At 67.5% G+C, this 16,990-nt stretch carries 13 protein-coding genes, 1 tRNA gene and 1 pseudogene; 6 read left to right on the top strand and 9 right to left on the bottom strand.

The window, feature by feature from the left end:
• Window positions 1-505 (bottom strand): annotated as a pseudogene (locus MSZK_RS32765) (hypothetical protein); the annotation flags it as partial.
• A 169-nt stretch (window positions 506-674) separates the two neighbouring features.
• Window positions 675-745, bottom strand: a tRNA-Cys gene (locus tag MSZK_RS01015).
• A gap of 100 nt (window positions 746-845) precedes the next feature.
• Between MSZK_RS01015 and MSZK_RS01010 the strand changes: the two genes are divergently transcribed.
• Window positions 846-1,550: an MgtC/SapB family protein gene (locus tag MSZK_RS01010; RefSeq protein ID WP_099243924.1), complete on the top strand. Its 705-nt coding sequence runs from the start codon at window positions 846-848 to the stop codon at window positions 1,548-1,550.
• Here the strand turns inward: MSZK_RS01010 and MSZK_RS01005 are convergent, their stop codons facing one another.
• Window positions 1,551-2,954 (bottom strand): MFS transporter, encoded by a 1,404-nt coding sequence (locus MSZK_RS01005; RefSeq protein WP_099243922.1) that lies wholly within the window; start codon window positions 2,952-2,954, stop codon window positions 1,551-1,553.
• Window positions 2,955-3,000: 46 nt separating this feature from the next.
• Window positions 3,001-5,172, bottom strand: a complete 2,172-nt coding sequence (gene uvrB / locus MSZK_RS01000) for an excinuclease ABC subunit UvrB (protein ID WP_099243920.1) — start codon at window positions 5,170-5,172, stop codon at window positions 3,001-3,003.
• A gap of 55 nt (window positions 5,173-5,227) precedes the next feature.
• On the opposite strand from uvrB, the gene MSZK_RS00995 reads away from it, so the two are divergent.
• The 3 genes from MSZK_RS00995 to MSZK_RS00985 are packed head-to-tail and all read left to right on the top strand — an operon-like array spanning window position 5,228 to window position 6,761.
• Window positions 5,228-5,776: a DUF402 domain-containing protein gene (locus MSZK_RS00995; protein WP_199203146.1), complete on the top strand. Its 549-nt coding sequence runs from the start codon at window positions 5,228-5,230 to the stop codon at window positions 5,774-5,776.
• 11 nt (window positions 5,777-5,787) lie between these two features.
• On the top strand, window positions 5,788-6,315 hold the full coding sequence (locus MSZK_RS00990) for a hypothetical protein (RefSeq protein ID WP_099243916.1): 528 nt from the start codon (window positions 5,788-5,790) through the stop codon (window positions 6,313-6,315).
• Window positions 6,316-6,320: 5 nt separating this feature from the next.
• The gene (locus MSZK_RS00985; RefSeq protein WP_233211058.1) at window positions 6,321-6,761 is read left to right on the top strand and encodes a nitroreductase/quinone reductase family protein; all 441 of its coding nucleotides are present in this window, start codon (window positions 6,321-6,323) and stop codon (window positions 6,759-6,761) included.
• On the opposite strand, the gene coaE is transcribed toward MSZK_RS00985, so the two are convergent.
• Window positions 6,758-7,903 (bottom strand): dephospho-CoA kinase, encoded by a 1,146-nt coding sequence (gene coaE, locus MSZK_RS00980; protein WP_099243912.1) that lies wholly within the window; start codon window positions 7,901-7,903, stop codon window positions 6,758-6,760. The two genes, MSZK_RS00985 and coaE, sit on opposite strands and share 4 nt — an antisense overlap.
• A gap of 75 nt (window positions 7,904-7,978) precedes the next feature.
• Window positions 7,979-9,427 (bottom strand): 30S ribosomal protein S1, encoded by a 1,449-nt coding sequence (gene rpsA, locus MSZK_RS00975; protein ID WP_099243910.1) that lies wholly within the window; start codon window positions 9,425-9,427, stop codon window positions 7,979-7,981.
• 183 nt (window positions 9,428-9,610) lie between these two features.
• On the opposite strand from rpsA, the gene MSZK_RS00970 reads away from it, so the two are divergent.
• Window positions 9,611-10,738 (top strand): PrsW family intramembrane metalloprotease, encoded by a 1,128-nt coding sequence (locus MSZK_RS00970; protein WP_099243936.1) that lies wholly within the window; start codon window positions 9,611-9,613, stop codon window positions 10,736-10,738.
• On the opposite strand, the gene MSZK_RS00965 is transcribed toward MSZK_RS00970, so the two are convergent.
• Together MSZK_RS00965 and MSZK_RS00960 are read right to left on the bottom strand one after the other, a co-directional pair.
• Entirely contained in the window at window positions 10,735-12,165 is a 1,431-nt protein-coding gene (locus MSZK_RS00965; protein WP_099243908.1) for an Ig-like domain-containing protein, read from the bottom strand. The two genes, MSZK_RS00970 and MSZK_RS00965, sit on opposite strands and share 4 nt — an antisense overlap.
• Window positions 12,165-13,499 (bottom strand): Ig-like domain-containing protein, encoded by a 1,335-nt coding sequence (locus MSZK_RS00960; protein WP_099243906.1) that lies wholly within the window; start codon window positions 13,497-13,499, stop codon window positions 12,165-12,167. The genes MSZK_RS00965 and MSZK_RS00960 overlap by 1 nt, the downstream gene beginning before the upstream one ends.
• Window positions 13,500-13,649: 150 nt before the next feature.
• On the opposite strand from MSZK_RS00960, the gene MSZK_RS00955 reads away from it, so the two are divergent.
• Window positions 13,650-14,318 carry a trimeric intracellular cation channel family protein gene (locus MSZK_RS00955; RefSeq protein WP_099243904.1) on the top strand — a complete coding sequence of 223 codons (669 nt, stop codon included), beginning with the start codon at window positions 13,650-13,652 and terminating at the stop codon, window positions 14,316-14,318.
• Here MSZK_RS00955 and polA read toward each other — a convergent pair.
• Window positions 14,285-16,984: a DNA polymerase I gene (gene polA, locus MSZK_RS00950; protein WP_099243902.1), complete on the bottom strand. Its 2,700-nt coding sequence runs from the start codon at window positions 16,982-16,984 to the stop codon at window positions 14,285-14,287. The genes MSZK_RS00955 and polA overlap by 34 nt on opposite strands.
• Window positions 16,985-16,990: the final 6 nt, after the last annotated feature.

The following is a 16,990-nucleotide window of genomic DNA, read 5'->3' as shown; positions in this document are numbered from 1 at the left end:
CGGCGGGCGGAGTCGGAATACTTCCACCACCACCGCCGGGCGGAGTCCCCGGAACGGCGGCGGGCGGAGTCGGAATACTTCCACCACCACCGCCGGGCGGGGTCCCGGGAACGGCGGCGGGCGGAGTCGGGATGTTGCGGGTGACGGTGGTGCCGGGAGCGCCAGGGACAGACGCCGGCGGGACGGTCACCCCACCGGTACCTGGCGCTCCCGGCGAGCCGGGGACACTCGCCGGTGGCACTCGGATGCTGCCCGGCACGGTCGCGGGCGGAATCGGGCCACCGGTGGTGGGCGGATTGTTGGTGAAGATCGAGTTCGACGTGCCTGGGATGCCCTGCGACAGATCAGGCGGCGAGGTGAGGCCCTGGTGGATGATGCCCATGCACGGAATTCCGGGGCTGCCGACATCGGCAACCGCACGGGGGCTGAACAGTGGAGCCGTCCAGAAAAACCCCGCAGTCGCCATGGCGGTGACCGCCGCCACGCGAGAGCTGGTCCGTGACATCATTTCCCCGTTTCTGTGAGAGGCCTGAAGGGCAAACTACAGACGTGTAAGTACGGGGACGGCGGGGCCATTCTGGCGGTTACCGAACTGTTGCGAAGCAGTGTTGATGCGGTTACCCGGGCGACAATTTGCCTGTGCAAAGACGCGCTGAAGTGCGCTTTGATCTGCGAGCGAGTGACGGGATTCGAACCCGTGTGAACGGCTTTGCAGGCCGGTGCCTAGCCACTCAGCCACACCCGCGTATCAGCTCCTGACTCTGCCGGTGGCCGGGCGCGGTGCCGACAGTTTGACTCAGCGTGATTGCTGACCGGACCGCGCCCGCGGCGCCTACCGTGACGATATGCAGACCTGGTTGGCCGACCCCCCGTTGCTCGGCGGTCCCGGACAGGGCACCCGGCAGATCCTCGAGCTGCTGATCGCTTTCGGCTTGACGGCCCTGATCGGCCTGGAGCGCGAGGTCCACGGCAAGAGCGCAGGCCTGCGCACCCAGGCGATCGTCGGCACGGCGTCGGCCTTGATCCTGATCGTCAGCAAATACGGTTTCTTCGACGTGCTGTCCGCTGGCACCGTCGAGGTGGACCCGTCGCGAGTCGCCGCTCAGATCGTGTCCGGAATCGGCTTCCTCGGGGCTGGGCTGATCATCACCCGCCAGGGCGCGGTGCACGGACTGACGACCGCGGCGGCCATCTGGGAATGCGCGGCCATCGGGATGGCCGCCGCGGCCGGCTTGGTCAAGCTCGCGATCGTCGTCACGATCCTGCACTTCGTGATCGTGCTGGGCTTCAGCCCGCTCAGCAAACGCCTCACCGCGCGGCTGGCCGGGTCGGTGCGGCTGCGCATCACCTACGAGGCCGAGCACGGCGTACTCAGCCGCATCCTCGCCGCCTGCGACAAGCACCAGTGGAGCCTGACCGAGCTGAGCAGCGACCCCGACGGCGGCGTGCTGCTGACGTTGTCCGGCAACCAAATTCGGCGCGCACCGACCACGGTGGCCGGTATCGACGGTGTCACCGGAGTGCGCAGGCTCGACGAGAAGGACGAATGACTAATCCGCGCGCCCGCGACCGGAGCGGTAGGACGCCACGCAGCCGACGGCCGCCAGCGCCGCGAACACGCCGAACATCAGCGCACTGGCCGTCGCGTCCGGCGTGGCCCGCAGGTTCACCACCACACCGGCCAGGCCGGCCCCGAAGGCGCCGCACATCAACTGGACGGTGTTGATCGCTGCGGCCGCAACCGCCTGCTGCGGCGGATCGTCGACGACCGAGCCCATCGCCCATGCCGACAAATGCGGCCAGGCCATGCCGATGCCCGACCCGGTGATCACCAGCGCCAGCGCCCACAGCACCACGATTCCGATCGAGGCCGAATCCCGTTGTGTGACAGCGGCCAAGCCCAACCCCACCGCCATCACCAGCGGGGCGATCGCCACCACCCGCACCGTGGCCTTGACGTTGGTGATCGACGCGCTCGCGATCTCGCCGACCGTCCAGCCCACCGACAGCGCGGCGCCGAGGAAGCCGGCCACCACCGGTGCCAGCGCACCCAACCGCTGCCCGAACAGCGGCACGTACATGTCCACCATGGTGGCCGCCATCAGCAGGCCCAGGGTCAGGTAGATCCATTTCAGTGGTCCGGGGCCGAAAGCCTTGCGCGGCAGCACCGCCGCCGGGACCCGGCGGTCGACCACGATGAACACCGCGACCAGCATCACCCCGACCGCCAGCAGCCCGGCGATGGCGGCAACATTGTGCGGGATCACCGCCACACTGACGGCGAGCGCCGCCATCCCGAGTAACAGCAACGAGCGCAGCGGAATCCGGGTTCGCACCGCTGCATCATCGCGCTCCGCGCGGGCGGGCAGCGCCAGCGGGACCAACAGGCTCATCGCCATCGCGAGAACAGCCAGGAGTCCGAATCCACCACGCCAGAAACCGAATTGGGCGAACAGCCCACCGGTGGCCGGGCCCACCATGGTTCCGATCCCCCACATCGCCGACACCACCGCGGAGGCACGGGTCCATAGCCGGTCGGGCAACGCCGCGCTGATCACCGCGTACCCCAGCCCGGCCAGCACCCCACCGGCCAGCCCCTGGACCACTCGGCCGACCAGAAGCAGTGGCATCGTCGGCGCCAGGCTGCACAGCGCACTGCCCGCGGCGAAGGACAGCAACGCACCCAGGTATGCCCGCCGCGGGCCGAACCGGGTCAGGATCGGCCCGACCGTCGTCGCCGCCATCACCGAGGCGACCAGATAGACCGTCGTCACCCACGCATAGAGCCGTTCACCACCGATGTCGGCGACGGCGCTGGGCAGCAGGCTGATGGTGATGAACTCGTTGGTGGCGTAGATGGCCACGCCGCCGGCCAGCACGACGGCGGCACCGAGGTAGTCGCGGCCCAACAGTTCACGCCAACTGCCCGCCGCCGATGCCGTGGTCTCGGTCATGGCATCACCGTAGAGGCTCAACCTCGGTTCAGCTCAAGCGCGCCCGCTACTTGAGGCCCGCGGCGTCCATGCCGCGCAGTTCCTTCTTCAGATCGGCGATCTCATCGCGGATCCGCGCGGCCAGCTCGAACTGCAGGTCGCGGGCTGCGGCCATCATCTGGGCGGTCAAATCCTTGATCAGATCCGCCAATTCGGCCCGCGGCATGTTCGAGGTGTCGCGGCCCTCGATGATGCCCGCGCTCACCGCCCGGCCCGGCTCGCCCTGTGCGCGCCGCCCGCGTGACGAGTTGCGCCCGGAGCCGCCGATCTCCACCGACTCGGTGTCGTCGGCCTCGCGGTACACCTGGTCAAGGATGTCGGCGATCTTCTTGCGCAGCGGCTGGGGGTCGATGCCGTGCTCTTCGTTGTAGGCGATTTGCTTGGCCCGCCGGCGCTCGGTCTCGTCGATGGCTTCCTTCATCGAGTCGGTGAGCTTGTCGGCGTACATGTGCACTTCGCCGGACACGTTGCGCGCGGCCCGGCCGATGGTCTGGATCAGGCTGCGGGTCGAGCGCAGGAAGCCCTCTTTGTCGGCGTCGAGGATCGACACCAGCGAGACCTCGGGCAGGTCCAGACCCTCGCGCAGCAGGTTGATGCCGACCAGTACGTCGTAGTCGCCCAGCCGCAACTGCCGCAGCAGCTCCACCCGGCGCAGGGTGTCGACCTCGGAGTGCAGGTAGCGCACCCGGATGCCCATCTCCAGCAGGTAGTCGGTGAGGTCCTCGGCCATCTTCTTGGTCAGCGTCGTGACCAGTACCCGCTCGTCACGCTCGGTGCGCGCGCGGATCTCGGCGATCAGGTCGTCGATCTGGCCCTTGGTGGGTTTGACGACCACCTTCGGGTCGACCAGACCGGTCGGGCGGATGACCTGTTCGACGAACTCGCCGCTGGTCTGGCTGAGCTCATACGGCCCCGGGGTGGCCGAGAGGTACACCGTCTGGCCGATTCGGTCGGCGAACTCCTCCCAGGTCAGCGGCCGGTTGTCGACGGCCGAGGGCAGCCGGAAGCCGAATTCCACGAGATTGCGTTTGCGGGACATGTCGCCCTCGTACATCCCGCCGATCTGCGGGACGGTGACGTGCGATTCGTCGATGACCAGCAGGAAGTCTTCGGGAAAGTAGTCCAGCAGGGTGGCGGGCGCCGAACCGGCCGGCCGGCCGTCGATATGCCGGGAGTAGTTCTCGATCCCCGAGCAGAAGCCGACCTGGCGCATCATCTCGATGTCGTAGTTGGTCCGCATCCGCAGCCGTTGCGCCTCCAGGAGCTTGCCCTGGTTCTCCAGTTCGGCCAGTCGCTGCGCCAACTCCTCCTCGATGGTGGAGATGGCGTGCGCCATCCGCTCCGGGCCTGCCACGTAGTGGGTGGCCGGGAAGATCCGTAGCGAATCGACCTTGCGCACGACGTCGCCGGTCAGCGGGTGCAGGTAGTAGAGGGCCTCGATCTCGTCGCCGAAATACTCGATGCGGACGGCCAGCTCCTCGTAGGACGGGATGATCTCCACGGTGTCGCCGCGGACCCGGAACGAGCCTCGGGTGAACGACATGTCGTTGCGGGTGTACTGCACGTCCACCAGCAGCCGCAGCAGTCCGTCGCGCGGCACCTCGGTCCCGACCTCGAGTTCGACCGACCGGTCGAGGTAGGACTGCGGGGTGCCCAGACCGTAGATGCACGACACCGACGCCACCACGACGACGTCGCGGCGCGACAACAGGCTCGACGTCGCCGAGTGGCGCAACCGCTCCACATCGTCGTTGATCGAGCTGTCTTTCTCGATGTAGGTGTCCGTCTGGGCGATGTACGCCTCGGGCTGGTAATAGTCGTAATACGAGACGAAATACTCGACGGCGTTGTGCGGCAACATCTCTCGCAGCTCGTTGGCCAGCTGGGCGGCCAGCGTCTTGTTGGGGGCCATCACCAGGGTGGGCCGCTGCAGCCGTTCGATGAGCCATGCGGTGGTGGCCGACTTGCCGGTGCCGGTCGCACCGAGCAGCACCACGTCGCGCTCCCCCGCCCGGATCCGGCGCTCCAGCTCGTTGATCGCCGCGGGCTGGTCACCGGCCGGCTCGTACTCGCTGACCACCTGGAACTCGGCGCCGCTGCGTACCAGACCATGGATGGCATCGGCGGCAGGGCGGTACTCCGAGTGCGCGAGCACCGGATGTTCGGTAGCGAATGCCATGGAGTTCAGGGTAGGCCGGGGCACCGACAACCGCCGTTCGCTTTAAGCTATGCGCATCCACCCACCCAAGCGCGAGACATTCGACCTGGTCGCACGCACCAACACCGATCCCAAGGGGATCGTGCGGGCGGTCGACGAATACCGTCGCACGCCCTGGGGGCTGTATCTGGCCCGCCCCACGCCGGGCCGGGCGCAGTTCCACTACCTCGAGTCCTGGCTGTTGCCGTCGCTGGGCCTGCGGGCCACGATCTTCCACTTCAATCCCGGCCACGAACGCCCCCAGGACTTCTATCTCGACGTCGGTGACATCACGGCCGGCGACACCACCTGGCAGACCGAGGATCACTATCTCGACCTGGTGGTGTACACCGGCGACCGGGCCGACCTGCTCGATGTCGACGAACTGCTCGCCGCCCACCGGGACGGCCTGGTCAGCGCCGAGACCGCCGAACGCGCAGTGCAGCGCGCCGTCGTCGCCGTCGAGGGGCTGGCCCGCCACGATCACGACCTCACCGCCTGGCTGGCGGCCTGCGGGATGCCGCTGACCTGGCTTGAGGCCGTCCCCGACGGGCAACGTATCGGCACGGGAGTACCGAACGAGTAGTCTGCCTACCTATGAGTCCCATCAAGCGCGGATGGCTGAGGATCACCGCCGCGGCCATCCTGGCCGTGGGTTCTCAGTTAACGTCGGCCACCGCGCTGGCCGATCCGGAGCCGGCTCCGCCGCCGCCGACCCCCGCGGCCGCCGATGACGCCAACCCCCAGCTGCTGCACAACATCACCTACCGAGCCAGGGCCGACGGCACCTCACGCGGCGCCGTGGTGGCCTACAAGATCGACGACAACAACGTCAACAGCGACCAGCCGACGCTGCTGCCGGGGATGACCTTCGAGGTCAACACCGTGCTGCACGATCCCAAGAAGGCGGGCATGGAGATCTCCATCCAGTGGCCGTACGGATCGAACCTGCACTGCGAGATCCTGTCCGACGACCAGATCGTGGCGCAGGCCGACCAGTTCATCGCACCGAGGCTGTTCCGCCCCAAGGACGACCCGCTGTACGGCACGTTGCAATGCGGCGCACCCCTGGACACCCCCGACCCGGTGTCCACGCCCGCGCCTGCGCCGGAGCCGGCGAGCTAGCCGTCGTGCACAAGCCGGATCGCGTCGCCGAGCTCAGTGCGTGGCTGCTGGAGAACGGCCACCGCCTGCTGCTCACCCTCACCGGTGGCCGCTACCCGCGCACCGTGATGGGGATGCTGACAGTCGAATTGCACACCGTCGGCCGCAAGTCGGGTAAGCCGTACGCGAACCTGCTGACCTCGCCGGTGCACGACGCCGACCGCATCGTCGTCGTGGCGTCCAAGGGCGGGCATCAGGACCACCCGGACTGGTACAAGAACGCGATGGCCAACCCGGATGTCACGGTGACTGTCGACGGCGCGACGCTTCCGATGCACGCCAGAAGCGCAGGCAGCCAAGAACGAGCCGCGCTGTGGCCGCGGGTTGTCAAGGCTTACAAGGGCTATGCGGGCTACCAGCGCAACACATCACGTGAGATCCCGTTGCTGATCCTGGAGCGCCGCTAGGCCTTCCAGCCGGTCGTGTCGGCCCAGGTCCACGCCCGACGGTAGGCGTCGAGGAACCACGGCTCCTTGCTCGGTGCCGACCGTTTGACCGCCAGATAGTCGGCCTGCACCTCGGGGTTCGCCGTCAACCAGTCCACGAACAGCAGCGCGAAGCGCTGATTGGGCCAGCCGTCCACCCTGATGTGCACGTGGGTAGGCCGGCCAGGATCCGCCGAGGCATGAAAGCGCTTGCCCCACAACGCGGTATCGGTGCCGGGCTTGGGCACGTCGGAGGTGATCGAATCGACCCGCGGGTAGCCGGCGCGCAGCAGATCCGCCGCGAGCTGGTCGGCGACCTCCAGCGAGGTCACCGTCACCTGGACGTCGATGACGTCCTTGGCATCCATCCCGGGCACCGCCGTCGATCCGATGTGGTCGATCCGCACGGCCCGATGCCCGCAGGTTGTGTTGAGCCGAGCCAGGATTCGGCGAGCCTCGTCGGCCCAGGCGGGGTCTGCCGCCACCACCTGCCTCGGCGCCGGGACGACGGCGCCGGTGGTGAGATTGTGGGCGAACGGCAGGATGCGCTGATACCACAACTCGCGGGCCTGCTCGACGAGCTGCCCGGGGGAACCGGAGTTGTCCAGCCAGACATCGGCGACCAACCGGCGCTGCTCGTCGGTGGCCTGTGCGGCGATCCGCGCCCTGGCGTCGGCCTCGCTGAACCCGCGGTATTCGATCAGCCGCGCGACCCGCTCCTCGGGATCGGCGTGCACGATCACCACCAGCGGGAACATCGGCGCCATCTGCGACTCGACCAGCAATGGGATGTCCTCGACGATCACCGCGTCCTCAGCAGCCGCGGCGATCAGCTCGGATCGCCGATGCGCCACCAGCGGATGCACGATGCCGTTGAGGGTCTGCCGCTTGTCCTCGTCGCTGAAGGCGATCGCGGCCAGCGCGGGCCGGTCCAGCGCGCCCTCGGGCAGCAGGATCTGCGAGCCGAACGCGTCGACAAGTTTGGCCAGGCCCTCGGTACCCGGCTCGACGACCTCACGGGCGATCACGTCCCCGTCGACGACGATGCCGCCACATTCGGAGAAGGTCGCGGACACCGTCGACTTTCCGGCGCCGATACCGCCGGTGAGTCCTATACGCAGCACGGCACCAGTCTTTCAGGCCGCCACGACGACGAACGCCCCGGCTCGGGTGAGCCGGGGCGTCGATCGTGGATCTAGTTAGGCGTTGCCCGCCAGCTTCTCGCGCAGAGCCGCGAGCTGGGCGTCACTGGCCAGCGAACCGCCGGCCGACTCACCCGAGCTCGACGACGAAGACGAGCCGTTGGCCGCGGGACGCTCGGCCGCCTCGGCCTCGGCCTTGGCGAACTTCTCCATCTGCGCGGTGTGCATCTTGTGCCGGCGCTCGGCCTCGGCGTAGCGGGCCTCCCACTCGGTGCGCTGCTTGTCGAAGCCTTCGAGCCATTCGTTGGTCTCGGCGTCGAAGCCCTCCGGGAAGATGTAGTTACCCGCATCGTCGTAGCTGTCGGCCATGCCGTACTTGCTGGGGTCGAACTCCTCGGTGTAGTCCTCGTTGGCCTGCTTGAGGCTCAGCGAGATGCGGCGGCGCTCCAGGTCGATGTCGATGACCTTGACCATGGCGTCGTCGCCGACCTGGACCACCTGGTCCGGGACCTCGACGTGGCGCTCGGCCAGCTCGGAGATGTGCACCAGACCTTCGATGCCCTCCTCGACACGGACGAACGCACCGAACGGCACCAGCTTGGTGACCTTGCCCGGCACGATCTGACCGATCGCGTGGGTGCGGGCGAAGTGACGCCACGGATCTTCCTGAGTCGCCTTGAGCGACAGCGAAACCCGCTCGCGGTCCATGTCGACGTCGAGGACCTCGACGGTGACCTCGTCGCCCACCGCGACGACCTCGGACGGGTGATCGATGTGCTTCCAGGACAGCTCGGAGACGTGCACCAGGCCGTCGACCCCACCGAGGTCGACGAACGCGCCGAAGTTGACGATCGAGGACACCACACCCTTGCGGATGGCGCCCTTCTGCAGCTGGTTGAGGAACTCGCTGCGCACCTCGGACTGGGTCTGCTCCAGCCACGCGCGCCGCGACAGCACCACGTTGTTGCGGTTCTTGTCCAGCTCGATGATCTTGGCCTCGATCTCCTTGCCGATGTACGGCTGCAGATCGCGGACCCGGCGCATCTCGACCAGCGACGCGGGCAGGAAGCCGCGCAGGCCGATGTCGAGGATCAGGCCGCCCTTGACGACCTCGATGACGGTGCCCTTGACGGCCTCGTCCTTCTCCTTGAGGGCCTCGATGGTGCCCCAGGCGCGCTCGTACTGGGCGCGCTTCTTGGACAGGATCAGGCGGCCCTCTTTGTCCTCCTTGGTGAGGACCAGGGCTTCCACCTCGTCGCCGACGGACACAACCTCATTGGGGTCGACGTCGTGCTTGATGGAAAGTTCGCGGGAGGGAATGACACCCTCGGTCTTGTAGCCGATGTCGAGCAAGACTTCGTCACGGTCAACCTTGACGATGGTCCCTTCGACGATGTCGCCATCGTTGAAGTATTTGATGGTCTTGTCGATGGCGGCGAGAAAATCCTCCGCTGAGCCGATGTCATTGAGGGCTACTTGCGGCGAGGTGGCGACGGGACTTGGCATATTGTTGGGTTGCTCCGGACAGGTTCGATCGTAGGGACAGTTTGTACTGATGTGACTGCGATGGTGTACCCGCAAAGTGCACACAGGTACTTACCGAGCCTACTCGACCAGGCACACGCTGGACAAACCCGGGTCTGTGAGGCCGCTGTGGGTGGCTAATCTGCAGGGGTGAACAGCCCAGTGATGCCGCCGTTCCCGCGCCAGATCCGCAAGGTCGGAGCCCCGCTGGCGCTGATCATCGCCCTCGGCACCCTAGCGGCGCTCATCCTGATCCTGCTGACCGCGGTGAACCCGGTGGGCACCACAATCGGCTTCATCCTGTCCACCGCCGCGATGGCCCTGGTGCTGCTGGCCTACCTGTGGCTGGACCGCTGGGAGCCCGAGCCGCCGCGGCTGCTGGTGCTGGCCTTCCTGTGGGGCGCGTCGGTGGCGGTCGTGGTGTCGGTGGCGCTGGAGATGGTCGTCGACGCAGCGGTCAACACCGGCGGCGCGGAGTCCAGTCCGATCACGGTGGCACTGGGCGCTCCGGTGATCGAGGAGGCCGCCAAGGGGCTGTTCCTGCTGCTGATGATGACCGGTGCGCGCCGCACCGAACTGAATTCGCTGACCGACTGCCTGGTGTATGCGGGGGTGACGGCGGTCGGGTTCGCCTGGCTGGAGGACATCTTCTACATCGCCGACGGTGCGTCCCTGGCGGATTCGCTGGTGACCGCGGGGATGCGGCTGGTGATGGGCCCGTTTGCCCACCCCCTGTTCACCACCTTCACCGCACTGGGCGTGTATTTCGCCCTGCACCAACGCAATTGGCTCGCCAAGGCTGGCTGCGTGCTGCTCGGCTACCTCGGCGCGGTGATCATGCACGGGTTGTGGAACGGTTCGGCGCTGCTGGGCCCGGGCGCCTACTTCGGGCTGTACGTGGTCTGGATGATGCCGGTGTTCGCCCTGGCGATCACGCTGGCCGTCCGCAGCCGGCGCCGAGAGCAACGGATCGTCGCCGAAAAACTGCCGGGCATGGTCGCGGCTGGTCTCGTCACTCCGGCCGAGGCCGGTTGGCTGGGCTCGATCCGTACCCGCAAGCAGGTGGTCGCCACGGCGGCCCGGTTCGGCGGGCGCCCGGCGGCCCGCGGGGTCAAGAAGTTTGCGATCCAGGTCGTCGAGCTGGCGTTCGTCCGGGACCGCATCGACCGCGGATTCGGCGACCCGCGGGTGTTCGCCTTGCAGCAGCTGGAGGTCGACGGCGTGGTCGCGGCGCGCGCTGCCGCCGGGCCGGTACTGCACTGGCTGAACGGGTGCCGGCCGCCGGTCGGTTAGACGGCGACGGTGGCGGCGGTGGCGATGGTGTAGCCGAGGTCTTGGAGGATCCCCCATTCGATCGAGCTGAGCTGGATCCGGCGGGCCCCGGCGCTGATGCCGGGGCTCATCACCGATGTCGGGAAGTCGAAGCTGTCCAAATGACTGCCGTCATTGGCCAACGCAACCAATCCGCCGTTGGCGGCAACCGCGTTCGGGCCGTCGAAATAGCCGTAGCCGCCCTTGACCCAGGTGCCATCACTGGCGAACATGTGCTCCCCCGTGCTGTCGACGATGAAGTTGTCCATCACCGTCCTGGAGCCTGCCGATATCTGTGACCCCAGGGTCGAGGTGAAGCCCAGCGTATGCACCAACTCGTGCAGGGCAACCGATTCGAAGTCGTGCTCGGCGCTTGTGGGTGTGCCGTCGAACGACCAGGCGTACGCGGAGTTGAACCAGATCGTGCCGTCTGCCGAAGAGCCGTTCTGGTCGATTCCGGTCAGGATCTTCTTCTGGACCACCACCGGCGTGAACACCTCGCCTACGGTCTGAAATCGCGGGCTTCCGCCGGTGGCCAGGTGGTTGTCGTCGGGGGCGCTGTTGACGGTGACGTAGTAGGTGATGGTCACCGGGCGGGCGCTGGTTACCACGATCCCAGCGGCCAGCACATTCGCGGCTGCCTGCAAGGCGGCACGCGCATCGGGAGTCCACCACGACTCCGACTGCGGATCGTAGGCGAACGAGAACCGCAGGAGAGGCGTCCCAATCGGATACTGGTTGACCTCCACGGCGGCCTGGGTACTCGCCGGCCGGAACAGATCCAGCAGGTTGATGTGCGGCCCGACGTCGGTCGCGAGCACCGCGAAGCTGTCGGTCCCGGTGAAATTCGGTCCCGGGGTGTAGGTGAACGTCCCGTCGGAGGCGACCTCGACGGTCCCGTACAGCGGCCCCCGGTCGACCAACTGGCCCTGATTGTCGAAGTCTTTGCCTGCCGGCAGCACCTTGTACTTGATGACGTCTCCCTCGGGATCGACCGCACCGACGGTGCCGGTGATCACGCCGTCGTGCTCGCCGGTGATCTGGATCGGCTTGACTGTCGGCGGCTTGTTGAAGAACGTCCGCCGAACCAGCAGCGACACCTGGTCGAACAGGTCCTGGATCGGATTCGCCGAGGCAGCCGGTCGGCGCGGTGACGTGGCCACCGCCGGCGGCCGGACCCGCTCGACCGGACGGCTGACCGCCGCCGGTTTCCTGGCCGACGCCCGCGCCGCCGACGGCGCATGCCGCCCGACGCTACTGGCCGGCTTGGCGTGGCTCGCCGAGACCGACGATGAAGGCGCACTGTCGGTTTCGGCGCCGGCGACCCCGGCCGTCTGCAATCCGACCCATGACAGACCGGCCATGAACGCCGCCGCGCCGACCCGGGCCTGCCAGGTGTTTCCCGCCATCACATCCCCCACTTCACGGTGTAGCCAAGGTCTTCGAGAATTCCGAGTTCGACTGCGCTGAGCGATCGCGGATGTTCGGTGGCCGGCACGCTCATGACCAGGTTTGTCAGCCCGGGACCGAAGCCGTCCAGGTGCGAGAGCGACGCCCCGCTGCTGACGGTCGCCGGGGTGTAGATCGGGACCAGTCCCCCGTATGCGGCGACCGCGTGGGTTCCGCCGAGATAGAGACCGCCGTTCCCCCCGGTCAGGTTCGGGGTGTAGTCACTGTTCCACTGGCCGTCACTCGAAATCGGATGCACCCCGTCGCTGGTGACGATGAAGCTGTCATACGTCGTCCAGTAGGGGTCCTGGTCGATCGCCGAGGACGCGAAGCCCAACGTGTGCACCAGTTCGTGCAGCGCCACCGGGACCGGGTCGTAATAGGACAGCTCGGCGGCGGCGTTCCACCAGATCTGACCGTCGGCGGCGTCACCGTTGCCGTCCACTCCGGTGAGCACTTTGTGCTGGACCACGAACTCGTTGAAGCCCTCGGTGGGGTCATAGAAGTCGCTCTGCGCCGTCGCCAGCGGTTTGTCGCCGCCCGTGGCGTCCGCAATGACGGTGTAGGTGAGGTTCACCGGGGCGGCGACCGAGATGTAGAACGCCAACATGTGCGCTGCCGCCTGCAGCGCCGACCGGGTTTCGTCGCTCAGCAGTTCGGCCCCGGCGCCGTAGCTGAAGGTGACGTGGATGCACACCGTGCATGGCGTGAAGTCCTGGAGGACGCCGACCGTGGCGGTGGTGCTGGGCGCGCGAAAGAGATTCAGCAGGTTGATGTGCGGACCCGTGTCGGTTGCCTTGACCGTGAATGCGTCGGCGCCGGTGAAAAGCGGCCCGGGCGTATAGGTGAAGGTGCCGTCCGAACCGATCACCACCTTGCCGTCGACCGGTGGTGCCCCCAGCGCGTAGGTGATGCGGTCGCCTTCGGGATCGACCGCGCCGACCGTGCCGGTGATCACTCCGTCGTGCTGGCCGGTGAGCTGAACCGGATGGACTGTTGGGGCCTTGTTGAAGAAGGTTCGCCGGACCAGCAGCGACACGTGGTCGAGCGCATCCTGGATCGGGTTGGCCGAGGCGGCCGGGCGGTCGCGGTCAAGGCGGCGGGCGACGGTGGCCGGGGGTCTCTTCGTCGACGCCCGCGCTGCTGCCGGGGCGTGCCGTGCCACCCCACTGCTCGCCGAGCCCGCATCGCCGGTGTCCGCGCCGGCGACCCCGGCCGTTTGCAAGCCGACCCACGACATACCGGCCATGAACGCAAACGCACAGGCGCGCGCCTGCCACCCCACCATCGACATGAAACCCCCCGGTTCCGCGCACGCTCACGTCGTTTCCGCACACGCTACGCGACATACAGCAAATTGTCATGAACGTCACAGGAAGTAGTAGGCGTCGGGTCCCGGCCGCTTGCCAGCGGGTTCCCAACTTCGCCTCTTACCTTCGCGGGCATGATCCAGCACATCCTGGAATATGCCGGGATCGCAGTCCTGGCCACGTCCGGCGCGGTGGTCGGGGTCCGCAAGGGCTTCGACCTGTTCGGCATCGCGGTTTCCGCCGTGTTGACCGGTATCGGCGGAAATCTGCTGCGCGACGTCCTGCTGGGCGTGTTCCCGCCGGTATCGCTGCAGCGCTGGGCACCGATCACGGTGTGCTTCGTGGCCGCCGTGCTGACCACGGTGTTCGCCAAGCTGGTCATCAAGCTCAGCCAGCTCGTTCTGGTTCTTGACGCCATCGGAATGGGGTTCTTCGCGACCACCGGCGCGGCGATATCGGTCGACCACGGTGCCAGCTACTTCGCCGCAGCATTGCTGGGCATGATCTCGGCGATCGCCGGAACCATCATGCGCGACATCGTGGCCCGAGAGGTTCCGATGGTGATGGGTCCCGACGATATGTACGCCGCGCCCGCGATGCTGGGTGCCGTCGTCTACGTCCTGATCGACTCGGTCGGTTCCCAGTGGGCAGGGGTGGCGGTCGGCTCTCTGCTGGCCACGTTGTTGCGGCTGGCTGCCATCACCTTCCACTGGCGGTTGCCCACCGGACCGCGCGAACTGCACATCTGCCCGGCGCCCAGCGACGCGGATCAGTGCGCGGCGGCATCCCAGCTGCGGCCGTAGCCGACCGAGACCTCCAGCGGCACGTCGAGCGGGTAGGCGCCACCCATGTTGTCGCGGACCAGCTGCTCGACGGCGTCGCGCTCCCCCTCGGCGACTTCCAGAAGCAACTCGTCGTGCACCTGCAGCAGCATCCGCGACTTGAGCTCGGTGGTGCGCAACGCCTCGTCCACCCGGATCATCGCCACCTTGATGATGTCGGCGGCGCTGCCCTGGATCGGTGCGTTGAGGGCGGCCCGCTCGGCGGCTTCCCGGAGCTGCCGGTTGCTGCTGTCCAGCTCGGGCAGGTAGCGGCGCCGGCCCAACACGGTCGAGGTGTAGCCGTCCTTGCGGGCCTGGTCGACGATGTCGCGCAGGTAGTCGCGGATGCCGCCGAATCGGGCGAAATACTGGTCCATCTGAACCTTCGCCTCTTCGGTGCTGATCTTCAGCTGAGCGGACAAGCCGTAGGCGCTCAAGCCATAGGCCAGTCCGTAGGACATGGCCTTGACCCGGCGCCGCAGCTCCGGGGTGACCTCGTCGATCGGCACGTCGAAGGCGCGCGAGGCGACAAAGGAGTGCAGGTCCTCCCCGGTGTTGAAAGCGTCCAGTAGGCCTTCATCACCGGACAGATGGGCCATGATCCGCATTTCGATCTGGCTGTAGTCGGCCGTCATCAGTTCGGCGTATCCGCTGCCCACGATGAACGTGTCGCGGATCTGCCGGCCGGCGTCGGTGCGGATCGGGATGTTCTGCAGGTTCGGCTCGGTGGACGAGAGCCTGCCGGTCGCCGCGATGGTCTGGTTGAACGTGGTGTGGATCCGCCCGTCGGCGGCCACCGATTTCAGCAACCCGTCGACGGTGACCTTGAGCCGGGTGGCGTCGCGGTGGGCCAACAGGTGCTCCAGGAACGGATGCGCCGTCTTGTCGAAGAGGGACTGCAAGGCGTCGGCATCGGTGGTGTAGCCGGTCTTCGTCCGCTTCGTCTTCGGCATGCCGAGCTCGTCGAACAACACCACCTGCAGCTGCTTGGGCGAGCCGAGGTTGATCTGCTTGCCGATCACCTCGTAGGCCGCGTCGGCGGCCACCCGGATCTGCTCACCGAATTCCCGTTGCAGGGTGTCGAGTTTGTCCAGATCCACCGCGATCCCGGCGGTCTCCATCCCGGCCAGCACCGCCTGCACCGGCAGCTCCATCTGGCCCAACAGCGACGACGAGTCGATGCGGTCCAGCTCCTCGTCCAGCGCGTCGGCCAGGTCCGCGACGGCGCGGGCCCGCAGGATCACCGTCTGCACCGCCTGGTCGTCCACGCCTTCGCTGTCGTCGAGCAGCGAAAGCTGTTGCTGCTCAGGGTTGTCGGCGCGCAGCTCGCGGCGCAGGTAACGCAGCGACAGGTCGTCGAGGGCGAAGCTGCGCTGCCCAGGACGCACCAGGTAGGCCGCCAGCGCGGTATCGGAGGTCACGCCGGCCAGCTGCCAACCCCGCCCGGCCAGGTCGTGCATCGCGATCTTGGCTTCGTGCAACACCTTCGGCGCGTCGACGTCGGCCAGCCAGGCGCCCAGGGCTGCCTCATCCTCGGGCGTGAGCTTGGTGGTGTCGATGTAGGCGCCCTCACCGTCGGCGCTTGCGATCGCCAGCGCGGTGGCGTCGCCGTCGTAAACCTGGTGGGTGCCGACCACTGCCAGACCGGAGCGGGCACCACTCGCGGCGTGTTCGGCCAGCCAGGCCGCGACCGTGCCCGGTTCCAGTGCCCCGCCCCGGACCTCGAAGCCCTCGTCAACCTCGGGTTCGACGGCGGCCAGCGTGTCGAACAGCCGATCACGCAGCACCCGGAACTCCAGGTCGTCGAACAGCCGATGGATCTGGTCGCGGTCCCAGGGCTGCAGCCGCAGTGTGTCCGGGGTCTGCGCCAGCGGGACTTCTTTCACCAGCTCGGTGAGATCCCGGTTGAGGATGACGCTGGACAGGTTCGCGCGCAACGCGTCGCCGACCTTGCCGCGTACCGAATCGACCTGGTCGACCAGACCCTGCAGCGAGCCGTATTCGACGATCCACTTGGCCGCGGTCTTCTCGCCCACCCCCGGAATGCCGGGCAGGTTGTCGCTCGGGTCACCGCGCAGCGCCGCGAAGTCGGGATACTGCACCGGGGTCAGCCCGTACTTCTCCACCACCGCCTCCGGGGTGAAGCGGGTCAGATCGCTGACCCCCTTACGCGGGTAGAGCACGGTCACGTCCGGGCTGACGAGCTGCAGCGCGTCGCGGTCGCCGGTGACCACCAGCACCCGGTAGGCCTCCTGCTCGGCCTGGGTGGCCAGGGTGGCGATGATGTCGTCGGCCTCGAAGCCGGGTTCGGCCAGCACCGTGATGCCGAGCGCCACCAGCACTTCCTTGGTGATCTCGATCTGGCCGCGGAACTCGTCGGGGGTGGCCGAGCGGCCTTCCTTGTACTCCGGGTACTTCTCCTTGCGGAAGGTCTGCCGGGACACGTCGAACGCGGCGGCCACATGGGTGGGCTGCTCGTCACGCAGCAGGTTGATCAGCATGGCGGTGAAGCCGTACACCGCGTTGGTGGTCAGCCCGTTCTTGGTTTTGAAGTTCTCGGCGGGCAGCGCGTAGAAGGCCCGAAACGCCAGCGAATTGCCGTCCAAGAGCAACAGTGTGGGCTTCTGGTCCGTAGCGCTCGCGGTCACGCCCTC

Origin of the sequence: Mycobacterium sp. shizuoka-1 (genome assembly GCF_002723835.1) — a bacterium.
Classification (GTDB): Bacteria; Actinomycetota; Actinomycetes; order Mycobacteriales; family Mycobacteriaceae; genus Mycobacterium.
This window is presented reverse-complemented; position numbering and strand designations above follow the sequence as displayed.

Bases quoted from the DNA above. Each gene is read 5' to 3' on its own strand.
- MSZK_RS00965 (WP_099243908.1), bottom strand. From the start codon at position 12,165: ATGGCGGGAAACACCTGGCAGGCCCGGGTCGGCGCGGCGGCGTTCATG.
- MSZK_RS00955 (WP_099243904.1), top strand. From the start codon at position 13,650: ATGATCCAGCACATCCTGGAATATGCCGGGATCGCAGTCCTGGCCACG.
- uvrB (WP_099243920.1), bottom strand. From the start codon at position 5,172: ATGGCATTCGCTACCGAACATCCGGTGCTCGCGCACTCGGAGTACCGC.
- MSZK_RS00970 (WP_099243936.1), top strand. From the start codon at position 9,611: ATGCCGCCGTTCCCGCGCCAGATCCGCAAGGTCGGAGCCCCGCTGGCG.
- MSZK_RS01010 (WP_099243924.1), top strand. From the start codon at position 846: ATGCAGACCTGGTTGGCCGACCCCCCGTTGCTCGGCGGTCCCGGACAG.
- MSZK_RS00990 (WP_099243916.1), top strand. From the start codon at position 5,788: ATGAGTCCCATCAAGCGCGGATGGCTGAGGATCACCGCCGCGGCCATC.
- rpsA (WP_099243910.1), bottom strand. From the start codon at position 9,427: ATGCCAAGTCCCGTCGCCACCTCGCCGCAAGTAGCCCTCAATGACATC.
- MSZK_RS00960 (WP_099243906.1), bottom strand. From the start codon at position 13,499: ATGTCGATGGTGGGGTGGCAGGCGCGCGCCTGTGCGTTTGCGTTCATG.
- MSZK_RS01005 (WP_099243922.1), bottom strand. From the start codon at position 2,954: ATGACCGAGACCACGGCATCGGCGGCGGGCAGTTGGCGTGAACTGTTG.